24 protein-coding genes are annotated in these 18,073 nt (G+C 68.1%); 10 read left to right on the top strand and 14 right to left on the bottom strand.

Annotation, left to right across the window (positions count from 1 at the left end):
• Position 1: 1 nt before the first annotated feature.
• From ACYQ26_RS03865 to ACYQ26_RS03840, 6 genes are all read right to left on the bottom strand, one after another.
• Positions 2–1,582 (bottom strand): DNA-directed RNA polymerase subunit B'', encoded by a 1,581-nt coding sequence (locus ACYQ26_RS03865; protein ID WP_459807207.1) that lies wholly within the window; start codon positions 1,580–1,582, stop codon positions 2–4.
• Positions 1,583–1,810: a DNA-directed RNA polymerase subunit H gene (locus ACYQ26_RS03860; protein WP_459807206.1), complete on the bottom strand. Its 228-nt coding sequence runs from the start codon at positions 1,808–1,810 to the stop codon at positions 1,583–1,585.
• A 259-nt stretch (positions 1,811–2,069) separates the two neighbouring features.
• A complete protein-coding gene (locus ACYQ26_RS03855; RefSeq protein WP_459807205.1) occupies positions 2,070–3,527 on the bottom strand; it encodes a hypothetical protein in 1,458 nt (485 codons plus the stop codon).
• A 128-nt stretch (positions 3,528–3,655) separates the two neighbouring features.
• Positions 3,656–4,084, bottom strand: coding sequence for a universal stress protein (locus ACYQ26_RS03850; RefSeq protein WP_459807203.1), 429 nt, complete (start codon positions 4,082–4,084; stop codon positions 3,656–3,658).
• Positions 4,085–4,189: 105 nt separating this feature from the next.
• Positions 4,190–4,495, bottom strand: coding sequence for an amphi-Trp domain-containing protein (locus tag ACYQ26_RS03845; RefSeq protein WP_459807201.1), 306 nt, complete (start codon positions 4,493–4,495; stop codon positions 4,190–4,192).
• Positions 4,496–4,615: 120 nt separating this feature from the next.
• Positions 4,616–5,674 carry a KaiC domain-containing protein gene (locus ACYQ26_RS03840; RefSeq protein ID WP_459807199.1) on the bottom strand — a complete coding sequence of 353 codons (1,059 nt, stop codon included), beginning with the start codon at positions 5,672–5,674 and terminating at the stop codon, positions 4,616–4,618.
• Positions 5,675–5,860: 186 nt separating this feature from the next.
• On the opposite strand from ACYQ26_RS03840, the gene ACYQ26_RS03835 reads away from it, so the two are divergent.
• Complete coding sequence (locus ACYQ26_RS03835; RefSeq protein ID WP_459807197.1) at positions 5,861–6,703, top strand: NAD(+)/NADH kinase; 843 nt, start codon at positions 5,861–5,863, stop codon at positions 6,701–6,703.
• A 6-nt stretch (positions 6,704–6,709) separates the two neighbouring features.
• On the opposite strand, the gene ACYQ26_RS03830 is transcribed toward ACYQ26_RS03835, so the two are convergent.
• Entirely contained in the window at positions 6,710–7,042 is a 333-nt protein-coding gene (locus ACYQ26_RS03830) for a hypothetical protein (RefSeq protein WP_459807196.1), read from the bottom strand.
• 221 nt (positions 7,043–7,263) lie between these two features.
• On the opposite strand from ACYQ26_RS03830, the gene ACYQ26_RS03825 reads away from it, so the two are divergent.
• From ACYQ26_RS03825 to ACYQ26_RS03790, 8 genes are all read left to right on the top strand, one after another.
• Positions 7,264–7,614 (top strand): hypothetical protein, encoded by a 351-nt coding sequence (locus ACYQ26_RS03825; RefSeq protein WP_459807194.1) that lies wholly within the window; start codon positions 7,264–7,266, stop codon positions 7,612–7,614.
• Positions 7,615–7,680: 66 nt separating this feature from the next.
• Positions 7,681–7,965, top strand: coding sequence for a ubiquitin-like small modifier protein 1 (locus ACYQ26_RS03820; RefSeq protein ID WP_459807192.1), 285 nt, complete (start codon positions 7,681–7,683; stop codon positions 7,963–7,965).
• Between the two features lie 89 nt (positions 7,966–8,054).
• Positions 8,055–8,252, top strand: a complete 198-nt coding sequence (locus ACYQ26_RS03815; RefSeq protein ID WP_459807190.1) for a hypothetical protein — start codon at positions 8,055–8,057, stop codon at positions 8,250–8,252.
• Positions 8,253–8,337: 85 nt separating this feature from the next.
• The gene (locus tag ACYQ26_RS03810; RefSeq protein ID WP_459807188.1) at positions 8,338–9,114 is read left to right on the top strand and encodes an AzlC family ABC transporter permease; all 777 of its coding nucleotides are present in this window, start codon (positions 8,338–8,340) and stop codon (positions 9,112–9,114) included.
• Positions 9,104–9,442: an AzlD family protein gene (locus ACYQ26_RS03805; protein ID WP_459807186.1), complete on the top strand. Its 339-nt coding sequence runs from the start codon at positions 9,104–9,106 to the stop codon at positions 9,440–9,442. Before ACYQ26_RS03810 ends, ACYQ26_RS03805 begins: the two co-directional genes overlap by 11 nt.
• Positions 9,443–9,503: 61 nt before the next feature.
• On the top strand, positions 9,504–9,764 hold the full coding sequence (locus tag ACYQ26_RS03800) for a MoaD-like domain-containing protein (RefSeq protein WP_459807184.1): 261 nt from the start codon (positions 9,504–9,506) through the stop codon (positions 9,762–9,764).
• A gap of 4 nt (positions 9,765–9,768) precedes the next feature.
• Positions 9,769–10,170 carry a DUF8048 family protein gene (locus ACYQ26_RS03795; protein ID WP_459807182.1) on the top strand — a complete coding sequence of 134 codons (402 nt, stop codon included), beginning with the start codon at positions 9,769–9,771 and terminating at the stop codon, positions 10,168–10,170.
• A 117-nt stretch (positions 10,171–10,287) separates the two neighbouring features.
• The gene (locus ACYQ26_RS03790) at positions 10,288–10,746 is read left to right on the top strand and encodes a pyridoxamine 5'-phosphate oxidase family protein (RefSeq protein ID WP_459807180.1); all 459 of its coding nucleotides are present in this window, start codon (positions 10,288–10,290) and stop codon (positions 10,744–10,746) included.
• A gap of 132 nt (positions 10,747–10,878) precedes the next feature.
• On the opposite strand, the gene ACYQ26_RS03785 is transcribed toward ACYQ26_RS03790, so the two are convergent.
• The 3 genes from ACYQ26_RS03785 to ACYQ26_RS03775 all read right to left on the bottom strand — a co-directional run bounded on the left by ACYQ26_RS03785 (position 10,879) and on the right by ACYQ26_RS03775 (position 12,021).
• Positions 10,879–11,028 (bottom strand): DUF7560 family zinc ribbon protein, encoded by a 150-nt coding sequence (locus tag ACYQ26_RS03785; protein WP_459807178.1) that lies wholly within the window; start codon positions 11,026–11,028, stop codon positions 10,879–10,881.
• A 122-nt stretch (positions 11,029–11,150) separates the two neighbouring features.
• Positions 11,151–11,819 carry a helix-turn-helix domain-containing protein gene (locus ACYQ26_RS03780; RefSeq protein ID WP_459807176.1) on the bottom strand — a complete coding sequence of 223 codons (669 nt, stop codon included), beginning with the start codon at positions 11,817–11,819 and terminating at the stop codon, positions 11,151–11,153.
• Positions 11,820–11,844: 25 nt separating this feature from the next.
• Entirely contained in the window at positions 11,845–12,021 is a 177-nt protein-coding gene (locus ACYQ26_RS03775; protein WP_459807174.1) for a hypothetical protein, read from the bottom strand.
• Between the two features lie 65 nt (positions 12,022–12,086).
• Here ACYQ26_RS03775 and ACYQ26_RS03770 point away from each other — a divergent pair, with 65 nt between their 5' ends.
• On the top strand, positions 12,087–12,479 hold the full coding sequence (locus ACYQ26_RS03770) for a helix-turn-helix domain-containing protein (RefSeq protein WP_459807172.1): 393 nt from the start codon (positions 12,087–12,089) through the stop codon (positions 12,477–12,479).
• Positions 12,480–12,636: 157 nt separating this feature from the next.
• Here ACYQ26_RS03770 and ACYQ26_RS03765 read toward each other — a convergent pair whose 3' ends face one another.
• The 4 genes from ACYQ26_RS03765 to ACYQ26_RS03750 form a co-directional block, all read right to left on the bottom strand.
• Complete coding sequence (locus ACYQ26_RS03765) at positions 12,637–13,296, bottom strand: metal-dependent hydrolase (protein WP_459807170.1); 660 nt, start codon at positions 13,294–13,296, stop codon at positions 12,637–12,639.
• 221 nt (positions 13,297–13,517) lie between these two features.
• Positions 13,518–15,455, bottom strand: coding sequence for an aldehyde ferredoxin oxidoreductase family protein (locus ACYQ26_RS03760; RefSeq protein WP_459807168.1), 1,938 nt, complete (start codon positions 15,453–15,455; stop codon positions 13,518–13,520).
• Between the two features lie 238 nt (positions 15,456–15,693).
• Entirely contained in the window at positions 15,694–15,876 is a 183-nt protein-coding gene (locus tag ACYQ26_RS03755) for a DUF1328 family protein (RefSeq protein ID WP_459807167.1), read from the bottom strand.
• Positions 15,877–16,011: 135 nt separating this feature from the next.
• The gene (locus ACYQ26_RS03750) at positions 16,012–18,006 is read right to left on the bottom strand and encodes a bacterio-opsin activator domain-containing protein (RefSeq protein ID WP_459807165.1); all 1,995 of its coding nucleotides are present in this window, start codon (positions 18,004–18,006) and stop codon (positions 16,012–16,014) included.
• Positions 18,007–18,073: the final 67 nt, after the last annotated feature.

Below are 18,073 nucleotides of genomic sequence, written 5' to 3'. Positions count from 1 at the left end.
ATTAGTCGTCCGCGGCGGATGTCGATCGTTCGATGCTGTCGATGCCCGGAATGCCCTCGACCCCCATCGAGGCGAGTTCGCGCTTTAACGCCTGCTCGTCCTCGATGTTCTGCGAGAGCTCGACGGCCTGTGCGAAGTTCTTCACCAGGCCACAGTTGGGACCCTCCGGGGTCTCGGAGGGACCGATGCGACCCCACTGGGTCGCGTGCAGGTCCCGCGCCTCGAAGTGCGGCTGACTGCGCGAGAGCGGGCTGCGCAGGCGCCGCAGGTGCGAGAGAACCCCCATGTAGTTGGTGCGGTCGACCAGCTGGGAGACGCCCGAGCGGCCGCCGACCCAGTTGCCCGTCGCGATCGGATGCTCGAGGCGCTCGGTCAGGACGTCCGAGCGGACGACCGTCGAAACCGAAAGCTGCCGATTACGCATGTTAGCGCGCTCGAGCTGGTATTTGACGTCCCGGGCCAGCTTGTTCAGCGCGGTCCGGAACAGGTCCTTCATCAGGTCGCCCGAGACCTTCAGCCGCTTGTTGGCGTAGTGGTCCTTGTCGTCTGCCTCGCGCCGGCCAAGCGCGAGCTCGAAGCAGGCCTCGGCCATCCGACAGAGGTAGTGGGCCTTGTTGATGCGGACGTCCTCCTCGGGCACCCCGTCCTCGTGGAGGTGCGGCAGGAGGTAGCGGTCGATGACGTAGTTGGCCCGCTTGAGCTGGTAGTTCTTGCCCTGACCGGACGCCACTCGTTTCCCGAGGGCCTCGATGGCTTCCTCCTCGGTCTGGACCTCCGCTTCCTCCAGGTTCTCGAGCATGTACTTGACGACCTCGGGGTCGTTGGAGACCTTGTGGACGATCTCCTCGTCGGACTCGAGCCCCAGCGCACGCACGAGGGTGACGAAGTTGATCGATCCGGAGACCGAGGGGAACGACACCTCGAGCAGGCCGTCGCGGGTCCGCTCACAGAGCACGAGCGCGCGGTAGCCACGGCGCTGCGAGAAGGTCTTGGCGACCTGAATCTCGTCGCCGTACTTGGTGTCGTACTCGGCGAGGATCTTGTTCGGCGCGAGGTCCTCGCTGGTCATCAGGACCCGCTCGGAGCCGTTGACGATGAAGTAGCCGCCGGGGTCGGCGGGGTCCTCGCCGATCTCGATGAGTTCCTCGTCGGAGAAGCCGGCGATGTTACACTTCTCGGAGCCGACCATGATCGGCATCCGGCCGATCTTGGTCTCCGTGGAGTCGACGACGCGCTCGTCGCCCTCCTCGCCCTTGACGATGGACATCTCCATGAAGACGGGCGCGGAGTAGGTGATGTTGCGCAGTCGCGCCTCCTGGGGATACAGCAGCTCCTCGGAGCCGTCGGCCTCCCGAACGCGAGGGGTGACGACGCGCACGTCGCCCAGTTCGACGTGAACCGGTTCCTCGCCCTCCTTGTCGCCGATGTCGGTGTCGATCGTCTCCTTCTCGTCGACGACCTCCTGCATCCCCCGGTTGAGGAAGGCGTTAAAGGAGCGGTAGTGGTGTTCTGCGAGCCGTTCCCTCGAGAAGTATTCGCGCGAAATTTCCCGCCGCGTGTCGCGATCCAGTTCCATTGCCATTTATTCCACCACGAGTCGGTATACGACTGCCTGGTCGGTTGTCCGTGAGTCCCGAACGATCTTGATGACGTCGCCGACCTCCGCCTCGTCGGGGAGAGCGGGGTCGTTGCGCTTGATTTTCGGCAGATCTGTGCGGTCGATGTCGTACTCGTCGAGCACCTCCTCGAGCGCGTCCTCCTCGAGGACGGTGTGCTCGGGGACGAGTTCGTGTTGGCTTACGTCTACCATGTGTTGTGGGTGTGCGTGTCGGCTATCGGGAGAGAAGCGGCTGTCACGAGATACTACAGTTAGGTACCGGCGGGAGCCATTTAACGGTTACTAACTCGACCCACAAGCACGGCTACCCGGCCGGCCGATCCGGTCCGGAACGACCGAGCACGTCTGAGAGTACCTGACTATCGGTTAAATTCCTTGTGGGTCGTGCGAGTATCTGACAAACTCCGGTTCTCGTGGGCCACGCCCTCGTCTCGAGGCGGGCCAGCGGGAACTACAGGTAGCCCAGCAGCGTCCCGCCGAGGACGACGACCCACGCGACGGCGCCGACGAGGAGGAGGTCGTTGAGCCGCCCGCTTCGCCTCGCTCGGCCGGCCGCGCCGCCGGCGATCAGCCCCAGCGCGGCGACCACGAGCATCCGCTGGAGGACGACGTCGACCGGTAACACGTCAACGCCGAGCAGCGCGTAGTCGGTCCAGATCGCCGCCGCGAGCGACAGCGACGCGGCGAGGGCGGCGTCGAGCCGGCGCTCGAGGCCGCTCGCGAGAGCGTAGGTCGCGACCGGCAAGCCGACGGCGACGAACGGGTAGAGCAGCCCCGCGATCATGTGCGGCGTAAGCGCGTCGACGGTCCGGTCCAGCGCGACGCCGGCGATGCGGACGCCCAGGACGATCGTCAGGATCGTCGCGGCGAGGACGAGGTGGCGCGCGTCGACGCGCTCGGCGACGGCCGCCAAGCGCGCCCGGTCGACCTCGGTCAGGTGGGCGGCGACGCGTTCTCGGACCCGCTGGCGGCGGCTCGCCGAGCGCGCGGTGCGCCGCGCCGCGAGTCCGAGGGCGATCGGTAGGATCGACATCGCGGTGAGATCGACCCGCGTCGCCCACCCGTCGGCGTCCGACCCGCGGGCGTTGCCGAGGTAGATCCGCTGGACGTCCTCCCGGACGTCGACGCCGGGAATCGCCATCAGATCCGCCTCGAGGCGCGCCTGGGCCTGGGCGGAGCCGTGGACGCGGTGGCGCAGCGTGAACCAGTCGAAGTGCTCCGAGTGGGTCTGCATGATGACCCATTGGTCGTCGGGATTGGGACTCTCGTACGCGCGGATGTGGTAGCGGTGGCCGTAGTACTCGCCGTCCTCGAGTTGGAGGGTCTCGGTGGTCCAGTACCCCTCCTCGTCGGCCCCCGGATCGAGGTAGGCGTACCGGGTCGCCCCGTCGGCGTGCGACCACGGAATCGCGGTCGGGGAGACCGCGGTCGGGCCGTCGGTTTCGGATTCGGGCCCGGACGCCGAGTCGGCGGTGGCGTTCGGCGCGACGGGCGGCGCCGAGCCGTTGTCGGGCGCGTCGGCGGGAATCGTCTCGTTTTCGGCCGCGGTTTCGTTGTCGGCCGCGCCGACGAGTTCGCCGGACTCGAAGTGGTCCGCAGCCGTCTCGTTCCAGTCGCCCTCGCCGTGTTCGGCCAGCAGACGGACGATGTCGTCGGTCTCGCCGCGGACGATCACGTTGATCGGACTCCGCTTCTGGTAGGCGGTTCGAGCGCTCAGGTACGGCCAGAACGCGCTGTCGCTGTCCTCGAGCGAGACGAGCTCCGGCTCGGGTTCGGACTCGGATTCGGTCGCGGGGGCCGGTTCGGGCCCCATCGCGTCGCTCGAGGGGGTGAAAAACAGCGACGGGCCGCCGGCGAACAGGAACGCGACCGCGACGACGGTCGCGGCGATGACGAGCGAACGGCGCATGTCTCCGGACTTAGCAACGGCGACCACATCAATGTAGCTGCTCGACCGCGCCCCGAGGCGGGCCGGCGTGCAAGCCGAACGGAACCGGCGTGGGAGCTAAACGAAGCCGGCGTGCGCTCGAGCAACAGTTACGCGTCCGGTCCGACCGTCAGGACGGGAACCGGCGCGGTCCGGACGACGCGCTGGGAGACGCTCCCGACGACGTTGTTCTCGTAATCGTCGCCGCTGGTCCCCATGACGATCAGGTCGATCCCGTGCTCGTCGGCGTAGTCGACGATGCACTCGGCGGGGTTGCCGGTCTCGACGGCCGTCTCGACCGCGAGGTCGTGCTCGGCCGCGCGGGTCGCCGCCTCGTCGATCGCCTCACGGGCGCTCGCCTCGAGGTCGCTGCGGACCGCCTCGACGCGATCGTCGTCGAGCACGAGGAAGGCCCGGTCGTCGACGACCGACAGGACGTGGACCGCGGCGTCCCGCGTCGTCGCGATGTCGATCGCGTGGGTCGCGACGGTCTCGGCGTGGTCGCTCCCGTCGGTCGGAAAGAGGATCGTCTCGTACATCGAGTCGATCCTCTCCGCTCGGAGGAAAAATACGTTCGGTCTCTTCTTCGGCGACGGGAACGCGCCGCCGGCCCGCTCGAGTAGGGTTCGGCGCTGGAGTGTCTATTATTCGATACTCGCGTTCTCCTCTCGTTCCGTTTCGGCCTCGGTGCTCGCGGTCGCCGCGCTCTTGTCCGCCTTCCAGTTCAGCTCGAGCTCGATCGTTTCGCGATCGCCGTGGAACATCGTCGAGCGTTCGACCACGTCGACCGACAGGTCGACCTCGGACGGCGGGTTCAGTTCGACGGTCTTGTTTCCGACCTCGACGTTGATCTCCCGGCCACCCTCCTCGAACTCCTGGGCGAGGCGATGGAAGTACGACGCGAGTTCTTCGCGCGCGATGGTTTCGTCGGCCGTCGTGCGCTGTGCCATACCAACACTCACGCGCTCGGCGCCGGAAAAGTATGGGTTGCAAACGCCGTCTCAACTCCGGATTACCGACCGACGACAGGGGCTGAAACTGAAACCTGTGTGATACGGCGTCGGCGGCTCTTAAAAGAGGTTCGCCTGCTGATAGACCGAGATCCCGTCGTCGGTGAGTTCGTACGGCTTCTTCTCCCGGGAGTGGTTCGCGTCCCGAATCTTCTGGATCTCGATCGCCAGTCGCGTCTCCCGGAAGTCATCGGGTCGGACGTACTGCATCACGAAGACCGCGTCCGTGAGGTACTCGACGATCCCGTGGCGGGAGGCGTAGGGATTCTCCGCGGCGGCCTCGCTGGTCAGCAGGGCGGTGACGCCGGCCTCCTTCAGCCCGCGCGCGAACTCGTAGATCTCGTTGCGCCGCTTCGCGCGGTCGTCGTACATCATCTCGAGCAGTGACACCGAGTCCAGCACGAGCCGTTCGGCGCCGAACTCGTCGACGAGCCGCGGGAGTTCGTTGCGGATCGACGCCAGGCTGTTTGTCATCTCGACCGGGTCGAGGTCGACGATCGCGAGCCGATCGTCCGCGAGGAACTCGTCGAAGGCGTACCCCTTCTCGAGGGCGCTGTCGAGCACGCGCTGGCGGCTCTCCTCGAGGGCGATGAAGACGGCGGGGTCGCCCCGCTCGAGGCCGTGGTTGAGAAACTGCAGGCCGAAGGTGGTCTTCCCGGTGCCGGCGCTGCCGATGGCGACCATCAGGGACCGCTCGGGGACGCCGCCCCGGATCATCCGGTCGAGGCCCTCGACGCCGAGTTCGATCCGAGGGAGCGCCGAGTCGATGTCATCGTCGTCGTCGAACTCGGGTTCGCCGCCGGCGTCGAAGCCGAAGTCGAGGTCGGCAAAGTTGTCGGGGCCGTCGCCGTCCACGTCGGGAACGTCGACGTCCTGCAGCGCCGCTCCGAAATCCTCCTCGAACAGGCCGTCGCTCGCCCCGTCGGCGTCGGCTCCGTCGGCGGACTCTGACTCGGGTTCCGCGTCGGCGCCGGTTCCGTCCGGGGGATCGAAATCGGCACCCGCCGAGAGCTCGGACTCGAAGGCGAGTTCGTCCTCGTCGTCGCCCTCGTCGCCGCTCCCGTCGTCGGCGCCGTCGTCGACCGCCCGCTCGAACCAGTCGTCACTCACGGCGACCACCCGGGGTGGCCCGATCGTCGAGCGCGGCCGATATCGTGGGACGGCTGGGGTACACCATGGCAGCGATCGCGACTGTTCCGCCGCGACGAGGTTCAGTTACGCCGAACGTACCGGTCGGGCTTAATGGTACTGCCGATCGGGCCGCGAAGCGGGGCTTTTTGACGGCGGGGCGGGTAGCCGCCGACGATGGACGTCGACGTCGGAATCGTTGCCCAGCGGAACAACGCGCGTGCGCAAGAACTCGCCGAGACGCTCGTCGAAACCCTCGAGCGCGAGTACGAGGGCGTCGCGGCCGTCGTCGACGAACTGACCGGCGCCGCGATCGACGCGGACGACGTCCCGATCGCCGCGATGGGCGAGCGCGATTTCGTCGTGAGCATCGGCGGCGACGGAACGCTGCTGTTCGTCGCCCGCGAGGTCGGCGCGACGCCGATCCTCGGGGTCAACCTCGGCGAGGTCGGGTTTCTCAACGCCGTCGCACCTGCTGACGCCCGCGAAGTCGTCACCGACCTGGTCGGCCGGCTCCGGGAAACGGGGTCGCTCGAGGGCCGGGAACTCGCCCGGCTGCGGGCGACCGGCGCCGGCGGCGGGTGGACGCTCGAGCCCGCGCTCAACGAGGTGGTCGTCCACGGGCCGCGGCGGGGCCACGGCGGCGGGGCGACGATCGACGTCGACATCGACGGCCAGCGGTACACGACGAGCCACGCGGACGGCGTCCTCGTGGCGACGCCGACGGGTTCGACCGCCTACAACCTGAGCGAGGGCGGGCCGCTCGTCCAGCCGGCGGCCGACGCGCTGGTGGTGACGCAGATGGCCGCGGCCGACGGGATGCCGCCGCTGGTCGTCGATCCCGACGCCGAGATTACGCTGACGGTCTCGGACGCCGAGACCGCGTACGCGATCAGCGACGGGCACGACCGACGGGCGCTCGAGCCGCCCGCGACGGTATCGATCTCGGTCGCGGACGAACCGGTGAGGCTGGTCGGGCCGCAGGCGAACTTCTTCGACGCGCTGGAGAAGTTAGAGTGACCGACCTCAGGCGCTCTCGTTAGTTTCGTTGGTTTCGTTGCCGGCCATTCCCGTCTCGTTCGTTTCGTTCGTCTCGTTAGTAGCGTTGCCGGCCATTCCGGTTTCGTTCGTCGCGTTGGTTTCGTTGGCCATTCCCGTCTCGTTCGTTTCGTTGGTCTCGTTAAGACCCACGCCGGTCTCGTTCTCGGTCTCGTTTTCGGTTTCCGTCCCGATACCGGTCTCGTTCCCGCCCTCTTCGGTCTCGTTCCCGCCTTCAGTGCCGCCCTCTTCGGTCTCGTTCCCGCCGCCGGGTCCGCCGCAGCCGGCGAGGACCAGCGTCGACGCTGTGGCCCCGAGCATACCGATCGTCCGACGACGCGTCAGTGGAGTATCTCTATCCATACGCGAACCTGTTTTCCTCGAGTTCTATAAACCGATACCCGGCATTCGCGTAGTTTCGGGCAGTAGCGACCCATTACGGCCAATTCTTCACCGTGGTATCGACCCTCACACCCTCGAGACGTGACGCGTATGCTAGACTTTCCAGAGGGTTCAAATCCGCCCGGTCGATACGGGGTGACATGGAGTTTGCCGTATCGCGGACCGGAACGGCCCGCGTGACCCTGCACGGCGGCGCCGATGCGACCGCCTGCGCCGACGCGCGATCGGAGTTCGCGACGACCCTCGAGCGCCTCGAGGCGGACGACGCGATCGCCGACTGGGAGATCGCCGACGCCGACGTCTACGAGCACCCGACCGCCCCGTTCGATCCGTACACGATCGCCCTCGAGTTCACCGTGGCCGTCACCGTCGACGCCGACGACGCCGAGACGGCGGCGGACATCGGCGCCGAACGGATCGACGACGCCCTCGAGCGCGCCGATCTGAGCGGCGTGTCGTACGCGTCGGCGCCGGCGGCGTCGGCGGCCTGACGAGGGCTCGATCCCGGCGTCGGGACTACCGCCCGAACTTATGGCGCTGCGTGACGATCCACCACTATGGAGATCGATCTGCGATTTTTCGCCACCTTTCGCGACGCAGTCGGCCAGAAGGAACACAGCCGCACAGTCGACGACGACGCGACCGTCGGCGACGTCCTCAGCGCGCTCGAGGACGAGTACGACGACCTCGCGGGGCAGTTGCTGACCGCGGACGGCGACGCCGTCCGCGAACAGTTGAGCGTGCTGAAAAACGGCCGCGACGTGACCCACATGGCCGGTCCCGACACCGACCTCGAGGACGGGGACGTGGTGTCGGTGTTTCCGCCGGTCGCGGGCGGCTGACGCGGTCGCGGCCGCGCCCGACCGGCCGCAGCGGAACTTGACAGTCCGCGGAAACCTTTTCACGCCGCTGGTCGAACCGTCCGATCGTGTTGATCGAGTTACTACTCGAGGCGGGTTTCGACGCGCTTCTCGAGCGGCGGGACGATCGAACGGGGCCGCAGTGGGCCGCGCTGTTCCTCGGGGTTGTCCTGTTGCTCGGCGCCGTCGGAGTGGCCGCCTCGAGCGGGCTCTGGTACGGACTCACGGTTGCGGTGTTCGGGATCGCGCTGGCGGCGTACGGGGCCTGACCGGGCGCGCGTGGCCGGATGAGAGGGGCCGGCCGCGGCCGGCGGTTTCGAGAAGGGTTTAGGCGTCGTGTTCGTCGGGTGGAATGTGAACGAGGAGGGTCATCGGTCGGACGGAAGCGACCGCGTCGAGAGCGTCCCGGAGCCGTCGACGAGCGCGGCGGCCGACGCGGCGCCGGACGACGTCACCTTCGATCGGGAGGGGCTCCGCGCCGGCTTCGTCACCTGCGTCCCCATCGCGCTCGGCGTCGGCGGCTACGGCATCGCCTTCGGCGTGCTCGCGGATCGGGCCGGGCTGAGCGTCGCCGAGGCGGCGCTGATGAGCGCGACCGTCCTGGCCGGCGCGTCCCAGATCATCGCCGTCGAACTCTGGGCCGACCCGTTGCCGATCGCGACGATCGTCTTCACCGTCTTCGCGATCAACCTCCGCTACTCGCTGATGGGCGCGGCGCTGCAGCCGTGGTTTCGCCACCTCTCGCCGGCGCGGGTCTACGGCAGCCTCTACTTCATGGCCGACGAGAACTGGGCGCTGACGATGCGCGATCTCAAGTCCGGCAGCGGGCGCGGCGCCTTCCTGCTGGGCAGCGGGATCGCCATCTGGGTCTTCTGGGTCGGCTCGACGATCCTCGGCGCGGTCGCCGGCGGCGTCGTCGGCGATCCGACGCGGTACGGCTTCGACTTCATCCTCGTGGCGGTCTTCGTCGCCCTCGCGGCCGAACTCTGGGAGGGGAAGTCGACGCTCGTCCCCTGGGTGGCCTCGCTGGGAACCGCCGTCATCAGCGCCCACTACCTCCCTGGCCGGTGGTACGTCCTGCTCGGCGGCCTCGTCGCCGCCGCCGTCGAGGTGATCCGCTATGACGGGTGAGTCGGCGCTCGCCCTCGCCGGCGCGCTCTCGCTCGAGCCGCTCACCGTCGGCGTCATCCTCGCCATGACCGCCGCCACGGTGCTGACGAAAGTCGGCGGCATCTGGCTCGTCCGCCACGTCGAATTGAGCGACCGCCTCGAGGCCGGCCTCTCCGTGCTGCCGGGCGCGATCGTGATCGCCGTGCTCGGGCCGGATCTGGCGGCGGGCGGGCCGGCCGAGTGGGGCGCCGCGGGGCTGGTCCTACTCGTGATGTGGCGCACCGAGAACATTCTGCTGGCGCTGGTCGCCGGCGTGGTCGGCGTCGTGGCGCTTCGCAGCGTCCTTTGAATCGACTCGATCGCGACGGAGAGTACCGAACGGATTTACCTCCCGCACCCGAAGTCGCGGTATGGTGGAACGCGTCGAACGATCCTTTCGCGGGATCTCCGAGCGGCTCGCGACTCACTACCTGACGAACCTCGGCGGCGAACGGGTCGACGACGGAACGGTCGCCGGCGAGGACTGGACCGCCACGATCTCCTCGGAGAAGGTCAACATCGGCCCGTCGATGTCGCTGACCGAGGTGACCGTCGTCTTCGAGGGCGACGAGGAGACCCTCGAGTCGCTCGTGGACGATTTCGCCCAGAAGGCGATGCGCGCGGGGGGATGACGTGATGTCGGGAGATCCCATCGACGGCCAGGTGCTGCTGCTCGCGGCGGCGAAGTCGGGAGTCTCGCCGAATCAGCTGCCGGACCTCGTCGACCGCACCCAGTCGCACCTCGCGTCCGCACGCGAGGAGTACCGCCGCGAGTACGAGCGGATTCACGAGACCGAGGCGTTCGAGGCGTTTCTCGTCGACTGGGGCCACTGGGACGAGATCGCCGACGCCGTCGGACTCGGGGACCGCGAACGGTCGGCCGTCCGGCGCGCCCACGAGGAGCAGCTCCTGCGCGTCGGCCGGCGCAACGACCGCGAGGAGGAGTTCGAGACCGCCCTCGAGATCCGCGAGCCGGTGCTGATCGGGCTCGAGGGGGACGAGGGCGGCGAGGACGGCGAGGGCGACGACGACCGCTGACGGCGACCGAGCGTCGCCGGACGCTCGATTCGGGAAACAGCGTCGACTCGGCCGCCCGGCTCGGAGTCGATGACAACGCTAAAGATACTGATTCACCTTTGGCAAGACACTGAGACGATGGCCATCGACAAGGAAACCGACATGACCGACGAGGAGATCGACGATTTCCTCGGCCGGCACGAGACGGGGGTGCTGTCGCTCGCGCGCACCGACGAACCGTACGCGATCCCGATCTCGTACGGCTACGACGACGAGAACCGCGAGTTCTACATGCGGATGGTGTCGACGCCGGACAGCGAGAAGCGGGAGTTCCTCGATTCGACGCCCCAGGCGCGGCTCGTCGTCTACGACGAGGCCGACTCGACCTATCGAAGCGTCATCGCCACGGGAACGCTCGAGAACATCGACCCGTCGGAGCTCACGCCCGACCAGATCGCCCAGTACGGCGAGGCGCGGCGGCCGCTGTTCGAGATCTGGGCGGAGGGGAAAAAGGACCTCAACATCGAACTCTACCAGCTCGTGCCGGAGTCGCTCAACGGTCGGCGAACGGACGTCGATCGCGAGGACGAAGAATAGAACTGCATTCTCATCGGGAACGTCGAAGGGAAGACCGAGCGGCGAGTAGAAATCGCGTCTCGAACGTCGAACCCGAGCGACGGAACTCGATGCCGGTGCCGAGTATCCGAACGGTGGGCCGGGGCCGAACGGTCAGTTGGTCTGTTGTTTCGCGGCGAAGGCGGCCTCGGTGACGTCGGCGCCGCAGACCGGGCACCCGTGCGACAGCGTGGCCTCCCGCATCGACTCGTTGACCTCGATTTCTTGGCCGCACTCGGGACAGGTGAATTCGTATCTGCTCATGACGACTCTCGTAGTTGTGTCCGGTATGGGTCGGCTACGTTCATAGCTGTGCGTCCACTATATATAGGGTTGCGGTTCGGTGCTGGGAACCTGTAGTTCCCGAAGCCTTCTTCAAGGGGGAGTTAACCCTCGCGGTCGAGGATCGCGTTCAGCAGTTTCGTCTGGGCCGCCGCGAGGTGCTCGGTGAACGTCGTGCTCGTGATCCCCAGTTCCTCGGCCACCTCGCCGGCGTTGGCCCGCTTGGGGTGTTCGAAGTAGCCCATGCGGTGGGCCGTCTCGAGCACCTCCAGTTGTCGGTCGGTCAGCGTGCTGCGATCGACGAAGACGAGGTTCCGTTCGGCGTGGTCCTGCTGGGACTGGAGCAGGCGCTGAACGTCGAGATTGTCGCACCTGGTCTGTAGCTCGCCGATGATCGCCTGTAGCCCCTGCATGTCCGGCGCGTGGAACGTCAAGTACAGCGCCGTCCCCTGCGCGCGGACGTCGACGATGGGGCAGTCGAACTCCTCGACGATCTCGCAGGGACAGCCACGGCCGAGTTCGCGCTGGAATCGGTAGACGGAACTCGAGCCGTAGGCGAAGACCGACTCGAGGTCGGCGTCGACGTCGAACTCGTCGGCGTCGGGGTACTCCTCGGCCTCGAGCATGAACTCCTCGGTCACGCGCTCGGGCGCGTCCGGGTTGACGCTCTTGGAGACCGACTGGACCGTCCCGCCGGTCTCGCCGGCCGCCTGCGCGACGATACACTGGGGCGGATCCTCGAGTTTCACTTCGGCGCGTATCCCCGACGGCACGACCGTGTCTGAGGTGCGGGATAACCTAAACCCTGCGGGACGGGTTCTCGACCGCAGAGCGGACGCGGCCGTGGGTGCCGTCGGCGGAGGACGACCCGTCGACCGCGACGGCGTCACCGCCGGTCCACCGTCGGTATTCGGGGTCGACCCCCGCGAGAAACGCCGACGAGACGCGCTCGAGCGGCGCTCCCCGGGACCCCATATAAAGCACCCTGTATTTATTGGGACTCGTTTGGAGGGGGTCCGGTGGATACTAGGAAGTGAACGATGTCCGCTACGAACTCCGACGCGAAGCGAGGATGGCCCCGCGACGAAGAAACCGCAGACCCCCAGCACGTGCTCGCCGCGCTCGACGACGACGCCTGCAGGGCCATCCTGGAGGCGACGAGCGACGAGTCGCTGACCGCGACCGAACTCTCCGAGCAGTGCGACATCCCGACCTCGACCGCCTACCGCAAGGTCGAGATGCTCACCGAAGCGAACCTCGTCGAGGAGCGCGTCCGGATCAACACCTCCGGTAAGCACGCGACCGAGTACCGCCGCTCGTTCGACGACGTCGTCGTCTCCGTCGCCGACGGCGGCGTCGAAATCGAGATGACGAGCCCGGACGCCGACGCCGATACCGATACGACGTCCGCCCAGCCCGTCGCCGGCGACTGAGCGCCGCGTCTCGACCGACCGTGCGCGCGACACTGCTCGGGTGACGTCGTAGCGGACGCCTCGAGCGGTTGGCCGGTGCTCCTGCGCGTTCGATTTCAATTCTCGTCTCGAGTTCGCTACCGATCGACCGGACGCTTCTCGCCCGCTCCCGCCTCCGCTAGTCGCCGGACCGCTCGAGTTCGCTCGGCTCCGCCGTCGCGTCCTCCTCGCCGCCTTCGGCCGACAGGAGCGACCCCGATGCGGCGACCAGCGGCGCCGGCAGTCGGTCGGCGAGCCACTCGCTGGCGTCGGCCAGCGGCTTCCGAACGACGGCGTAGCCGATCGAGATCGCGAGCATCCCCGCAACGATCGTCCGGACGACACCGTCGAAGACGACCAGCGCAGGCAGCGCCAGCGCGGCCGCCAGCGCGAGATCGCCCGGCGAGCCGTCGTAGCCGATCCAGCGCCGCGGCGCGAACCAGCGGCCGTGGTAGTGGCTGTAGACGGCCCGGTCGGCGGTGCCGAGCCAGGGCCGGGGCTCGAGGCCGCCGCCGAACAGGTCCGTGACGGAGTGGATCGCGGCGGTGAGCGCGAAGAGGGCGACCGCGAGGGTGACGGCGGTCGGCGCCGCGACCGCGGCGATCGTCGCCGGGATCGCGAGGAGCCAGTAGTAGACGGGGAAGTGCAGCGTCTTCCGGTGGGCGCCGACGAGGTCGAGATCGGGAAAGAGGCCGCCGAGGATCGCGCCGGCGGCCGCGGCCGGCGCGAACTGCGGGGCGACGGTCGCGACGGCGGCGGCGAGGACCAGACCGACGAAGGCGTGCGTCGTGGCCATCATAGGGCGTGCTCCGTATAGACGCGTCTCGAGCATATGTTCGTCGGTGCACCGTCTGATCGTGACGGTGCCCCGTCGCGTCCGCCGGCGGTCGCGTACCCGATAGCACACCGTCGGCTCCGCATCCCGCTACGTGTCGAAAGAAAACGGAGTCGCAGCGCCGGGCCGCGGGATCGACCCGCGACCGGCTCCCGTTCGGATCCGACCGGACGGTCGGAGACGGCTCAGTCGTCGCTCGGTGCGGCCGCCGCGCCGTCGCCGGCGCTGACGCCCGTGCCGGGGCCAACCTCGATGCCGAGTTCGTCGAGCTTCTCGTCGGGCACGACGCCGTCGACCCAGCCGCGGTAGTCGTAGTACTCCTCTTTCATCGGCTCGAGTTCGCAGTACTCGCCCTCGCTGGCGCCCTGGCCGGGGATGCCGTCCTCGAGGAAGCGCTCGGGGAGGGTGTCGTCCGAGCCGTCGAAGCCGGCGAGGTTGTTGTAGTACCGCTCGAGGTTGTAGACGCGCTCGCCGGCCTCCATCAGCTCGTCCTCCGTGACGTCGCGGCCGGTCATGCCGTTGTACTGCGTGACGTACTCCTCGATGCCTTCCGCGAAGGCGTTGAACTTGCAGATGTCGAAGGAGTCGCTGATGGCGTGGAGATCCTGGAACTCCGCGGTCAGTTCGCCCTTGCCTTCCCACTCGTAGGGATCGACCTTCTCGGGAATGCCGAGGATTTCGGCGGCGGGCGTGTAGCCGCGCAGGTGGCAGGCCCCGCGGTTCGAGGTGGCGTAGCCGATGCCCATCCCCTTCATGCAGCGCGGGTCGTAGGCGGGGATGGTCTGGCCCTTGACGGCCAGGGAGTTCTCGTGGGCGTCCATCTTCTCGGCGACGCGGTCGGCGCCCTCGGCCAGCAGGTCCGCGAGGTCGGTCTCGCGGTGGGCGATCCGCTCGATCATGTCGACCATGTCCTCGGAGTCGCCCCAGTCCATGTCGTGGTCTAAGTCCTCGAGTTTGCCCTCCTCGGTCATCTCCATGGCCATCGCCATCATGTTGCCGACCTCGATGGTGTCGACGCCCATGTCGTTACAGCGGTCGATCATCAGGGCGATGTCGTCCCGTTCGGTGTGGCCGGAGTTGGGACCCAGTGCGAACGCGGACTCGTACTCGTAGGACTCCGTCCGGACGTTCATCTCCTCGCCCTTGTGCATCGCCTGGACCTCGACTTCCTTCTTACAGGCGACCGGGCAGGAGTGACACGTCGGCTCGTCGACGAGGATGTTCTCGCGGACGTTCTCGCCGGAGACGTTTTCGGCGTCGAACTCGTCGCCGGCCCAGTCGTCCTCGCGGGCGTCTCGGGTCGAGGTGTACTTCGCGTTGCGCGTCGGGAGCCCGGACATCTCCTCGGTGATGTTCATGAGGACGTTCGTCCCGTACTGGGAGAGGCCACCCTCGTTCGGCGCGGTGACTTCAGACTCCTGGATGGCCTGCATGGCCTGCTGGTGGCCCTCCATGAACGTCTCCTTGTCCGCGGGTTTGGGCATCTTCGTCCCCGACTTGACGACGACCGCCTTGAGGTTCTTCGAGCCGGCGACGCAGCCGGTGCCGCCCCGGCCCGAGGCGCGGTCGTCCTCGTTCATGATCGTGGCGTAGCGAACCTGGTTCTCGCCGCCGGGGCCGATCCCCATGATGCTCAGGTTCTTGCCGAGCTGGCCGTCGACTTCCTCCTCGATGGCGTCGCGGGCGTCGTGGAAGCCCATCCCCCAGAAGTGGGAGGCGTCCCGGAGTTCGACCTCGCCGTCCTCCACGAAGGCGTAGACCGGTTCGTCGGCCTGCCCTTCGAAGAGCAGCCCGTCGAAGCCGGCCCACTTCAGGCGGGCGCCGGACCAGCCGCCCTGGTGGCTGTCCGTGACCGTGCCGGTCAGCGGCGACTTCGTGCAGACGGCGATCCGGCCGCTCATCGTCACCTGGGTGCCCGACAGCGGCCCGTTCATGAACGCGAGCAGGTTGTCGGGCCCGAGCGGATCGACGTCCGGTCCCTGTTCGAATACGTACTTCACTCCGAGGCCACGCGCACCGATATACTTCTTCGCGTCCTCGTCGTCGATCGACTCGTACGCGACCTCCCCGTCAGAGAGGTCGATGCGAGCGACGTTGTCTTGGAAACCGCCGAGTTCTGTCATGATAAACCCCTCCTGTTACAGTACGCCCTCTACGCTGTTAGTAGTTCCCAACCTTCAGTAACCACGTGTGGTTAACACCCCGGCCGGTCGATCGCACCGTCTAGCCGGATTATCAGCGGGGGCGCTGCCCCCGCTCGAGCGAGCGGTCGTCGGAACCGCGGGCTCGTAACGGTCCGTCCTTACAGCACGACCGCGTCGGGAGCGGCCGAGAACGCCCCGGAACGGCCCCTCACCGCGGCTACAACAGCAATGCCACGATCGCGAGGATGATGAAGATCAGCACGAAGATCCGCGCGATCTCCATCGAGACCCCCGCGACGCCCCGCGCCCCGACGGCCGCGGCGATGATCGCGAGGACGAAGAACACGATCGCCCAGTACAGGAAGCCGCCGCCCTGCAGCGGCATTGCGTGCTCGAGCATACCGCCCGCTATCACGACCGAGTACATAAACGTCGGCGACCGTCCGCGGGGCTAAGAACGGACTACAGGTCGGTAACCGCGGGTTCAGACGAGTGGGCGGCGACTACCGGGACCCGCCCGTGCCGTCGGCGGCGACTACCGCGACTCGTTCGCGTCGGCGTCGTCGAAGAACGCGCGACACAGCTTCGCCTCGGCGGTCCGCAGGTGCTCGTGGAACGTCGGCCGCGAGACGTCCATCGACTGGGCGAGTTCCTCGCCGGTCGTCGGCCGGGGCCACTCGAAGTAGCCGCCGAGATAAGCGCGCCGTAACGCGTCGAGCTGGCGCTCGGTGAGGTCGTCCTCGAGTCGCCCGGCGAACTCCTGGCGCGTGTCGCCGCCGCGGTCGCGCTGCTGGAACGACCGCACGTCGGTCCCCTCGTAGCGGTCCTCGAGCGCCTCGACGATCGACCGGACGTTCGCCGAGCGGGGAATCTCGAGCGTGACGGCGGCGCGGCCGTCCTCGCTCTCGATGGCGCGGGTGCGGACGCCGCGCTCGGAGAGCCAGCCGACGAGGTCGTCGGGCCACTCGAGTTCGATCAAACACTCCCCGTCGCGCTCGACGACGACGCGACAGTCGACGTCCGGAAGGGCAGCGGCGGCGTCGGTGAGTTCCGCGGCGCTTGCGCCGGTGGCGGTAAACAGCGAGGTCCGCCGCCCCCGCCCGTCCCCGTCGCCGCCGGTCTCGCCGGTCCGGTGGACCGAGCGACGGTACTCGAGCCGGCAGTCCGCGTCGGCCGAGAGCGCGACCGGTGCGACCCGGCGGTCGCGGACCTCGAGTTCGACCGCGACGACCGCGTCGGTCGCGAGCACGCGGCTGGTTTCGCGGGCGTTGATCCCGCTGGCGATCGCCCGGGCGAGCGCGGAGAGGATCGCCGACTCGCGCTCGTCGACGTCGGCGCCGTCGGTGCCGTCGGCGAGGCGAACCGTCAGGACGCCGTACTCGATCTCGTTGTAGCGAAGCGGGAACGCGGCCAGGGTAGCCCCGTCGACGGTCCCGACGGCCACGTCGTCGCTCGAGAGCGCCGCTGCGGCGGGGTGGTCGCCGTCGGCCGGGATCGAGTCGGCGTCGCCGCCCGCGACGTCGCTCGCAGAACCTGCACCGGCGTCCGTGCTCGCGCGCGACCGAACGTCGATCGTGCCCGTCGCGGGATTGCGCTCGCCGATCCAGACGCCGTCGTAGGCCGACTCGTCGGCGATCCGCTCGCAGACCGCGCGCTCGAGGTTCGCGCGATCGGTCGAGCCCGCGACGGCCGCGGTGACGTCCCGGACGAGCCCCTCGACCCGATCGAGGACGTACTCGAGTTCCTCGGTGCGGCGCTCGAGTGCGCGTTCGGCCTCCTTGCGCGCGGTGACGTCGTTCTGGAAGCCGACGTAGTTGGTCACCTCGCCGGCGTCGTCGCGCACGGGCGCGATCGTCACCTCGTTCCAGAACTCGGTGCCGTCCTTGCGGTAGTTCTTGAGTTCGACGGTGACCGGTCGGTTCTCGTCGATCGCGGCCGCCATCTCCGCGACGGCGTCCGGATCCGACTCCTCGCCCTGCAGGAACCGGCAGTTTCGCCCGACGACCTCGTCGTAGCCGTACCCCGTGATCTCCTGGTAGGCCTCGTTGACGTACACCAGCGGGTTGTCCTCGCGGTCGGGGTCCGAGATCGTGATGCCGACCGGCGCCTCCTCGAGGGCCCGTTCCTTGACGGCGCGGTCGCTCCCCGACGGAGCCGCGGACGCGGATTCGGCCGGCCGCTCGGCGTCGGATTCGGCGGCCGAGTCGACGGTCGACTCGAAGACGATCGTCGCGCCGTCCTCGTCGCGGTGGACGCGAGCGTCGTACCGGTCGTCCTCGAGGGCGACGGTGCGGACCGTTCCGACGACCGTCTCCTCGATCGCCGCCTCGAGCGACGGCCACGACGGCAGCGCCGCCGGATCGCGGGCGCCGCTTTCGGCGTCGGCGATTTCGAACGCGTCGCAGGCCGCGTCGTTGGCGTACGCGACACGTCCGTCGACGACCGAAACGACGGGCGCGACGACGCGCTCGAGCGCGGCTGCCGCCGGCGAAGCGCTTTCGGCACCCGCCGCGGGATCGGCGTTAGTCATAGACCCTCGTACGGAAGACGTCCCTAAGAACCGTGCGGCTCGGCGAACGGATCACGGATCGAACCAC

This window comes from Halopiger thermotolerans, from assembly GCF_054654555.1.
This window is presented reverse-complemented; position numbering and strand designations above follow the sequence as displayed.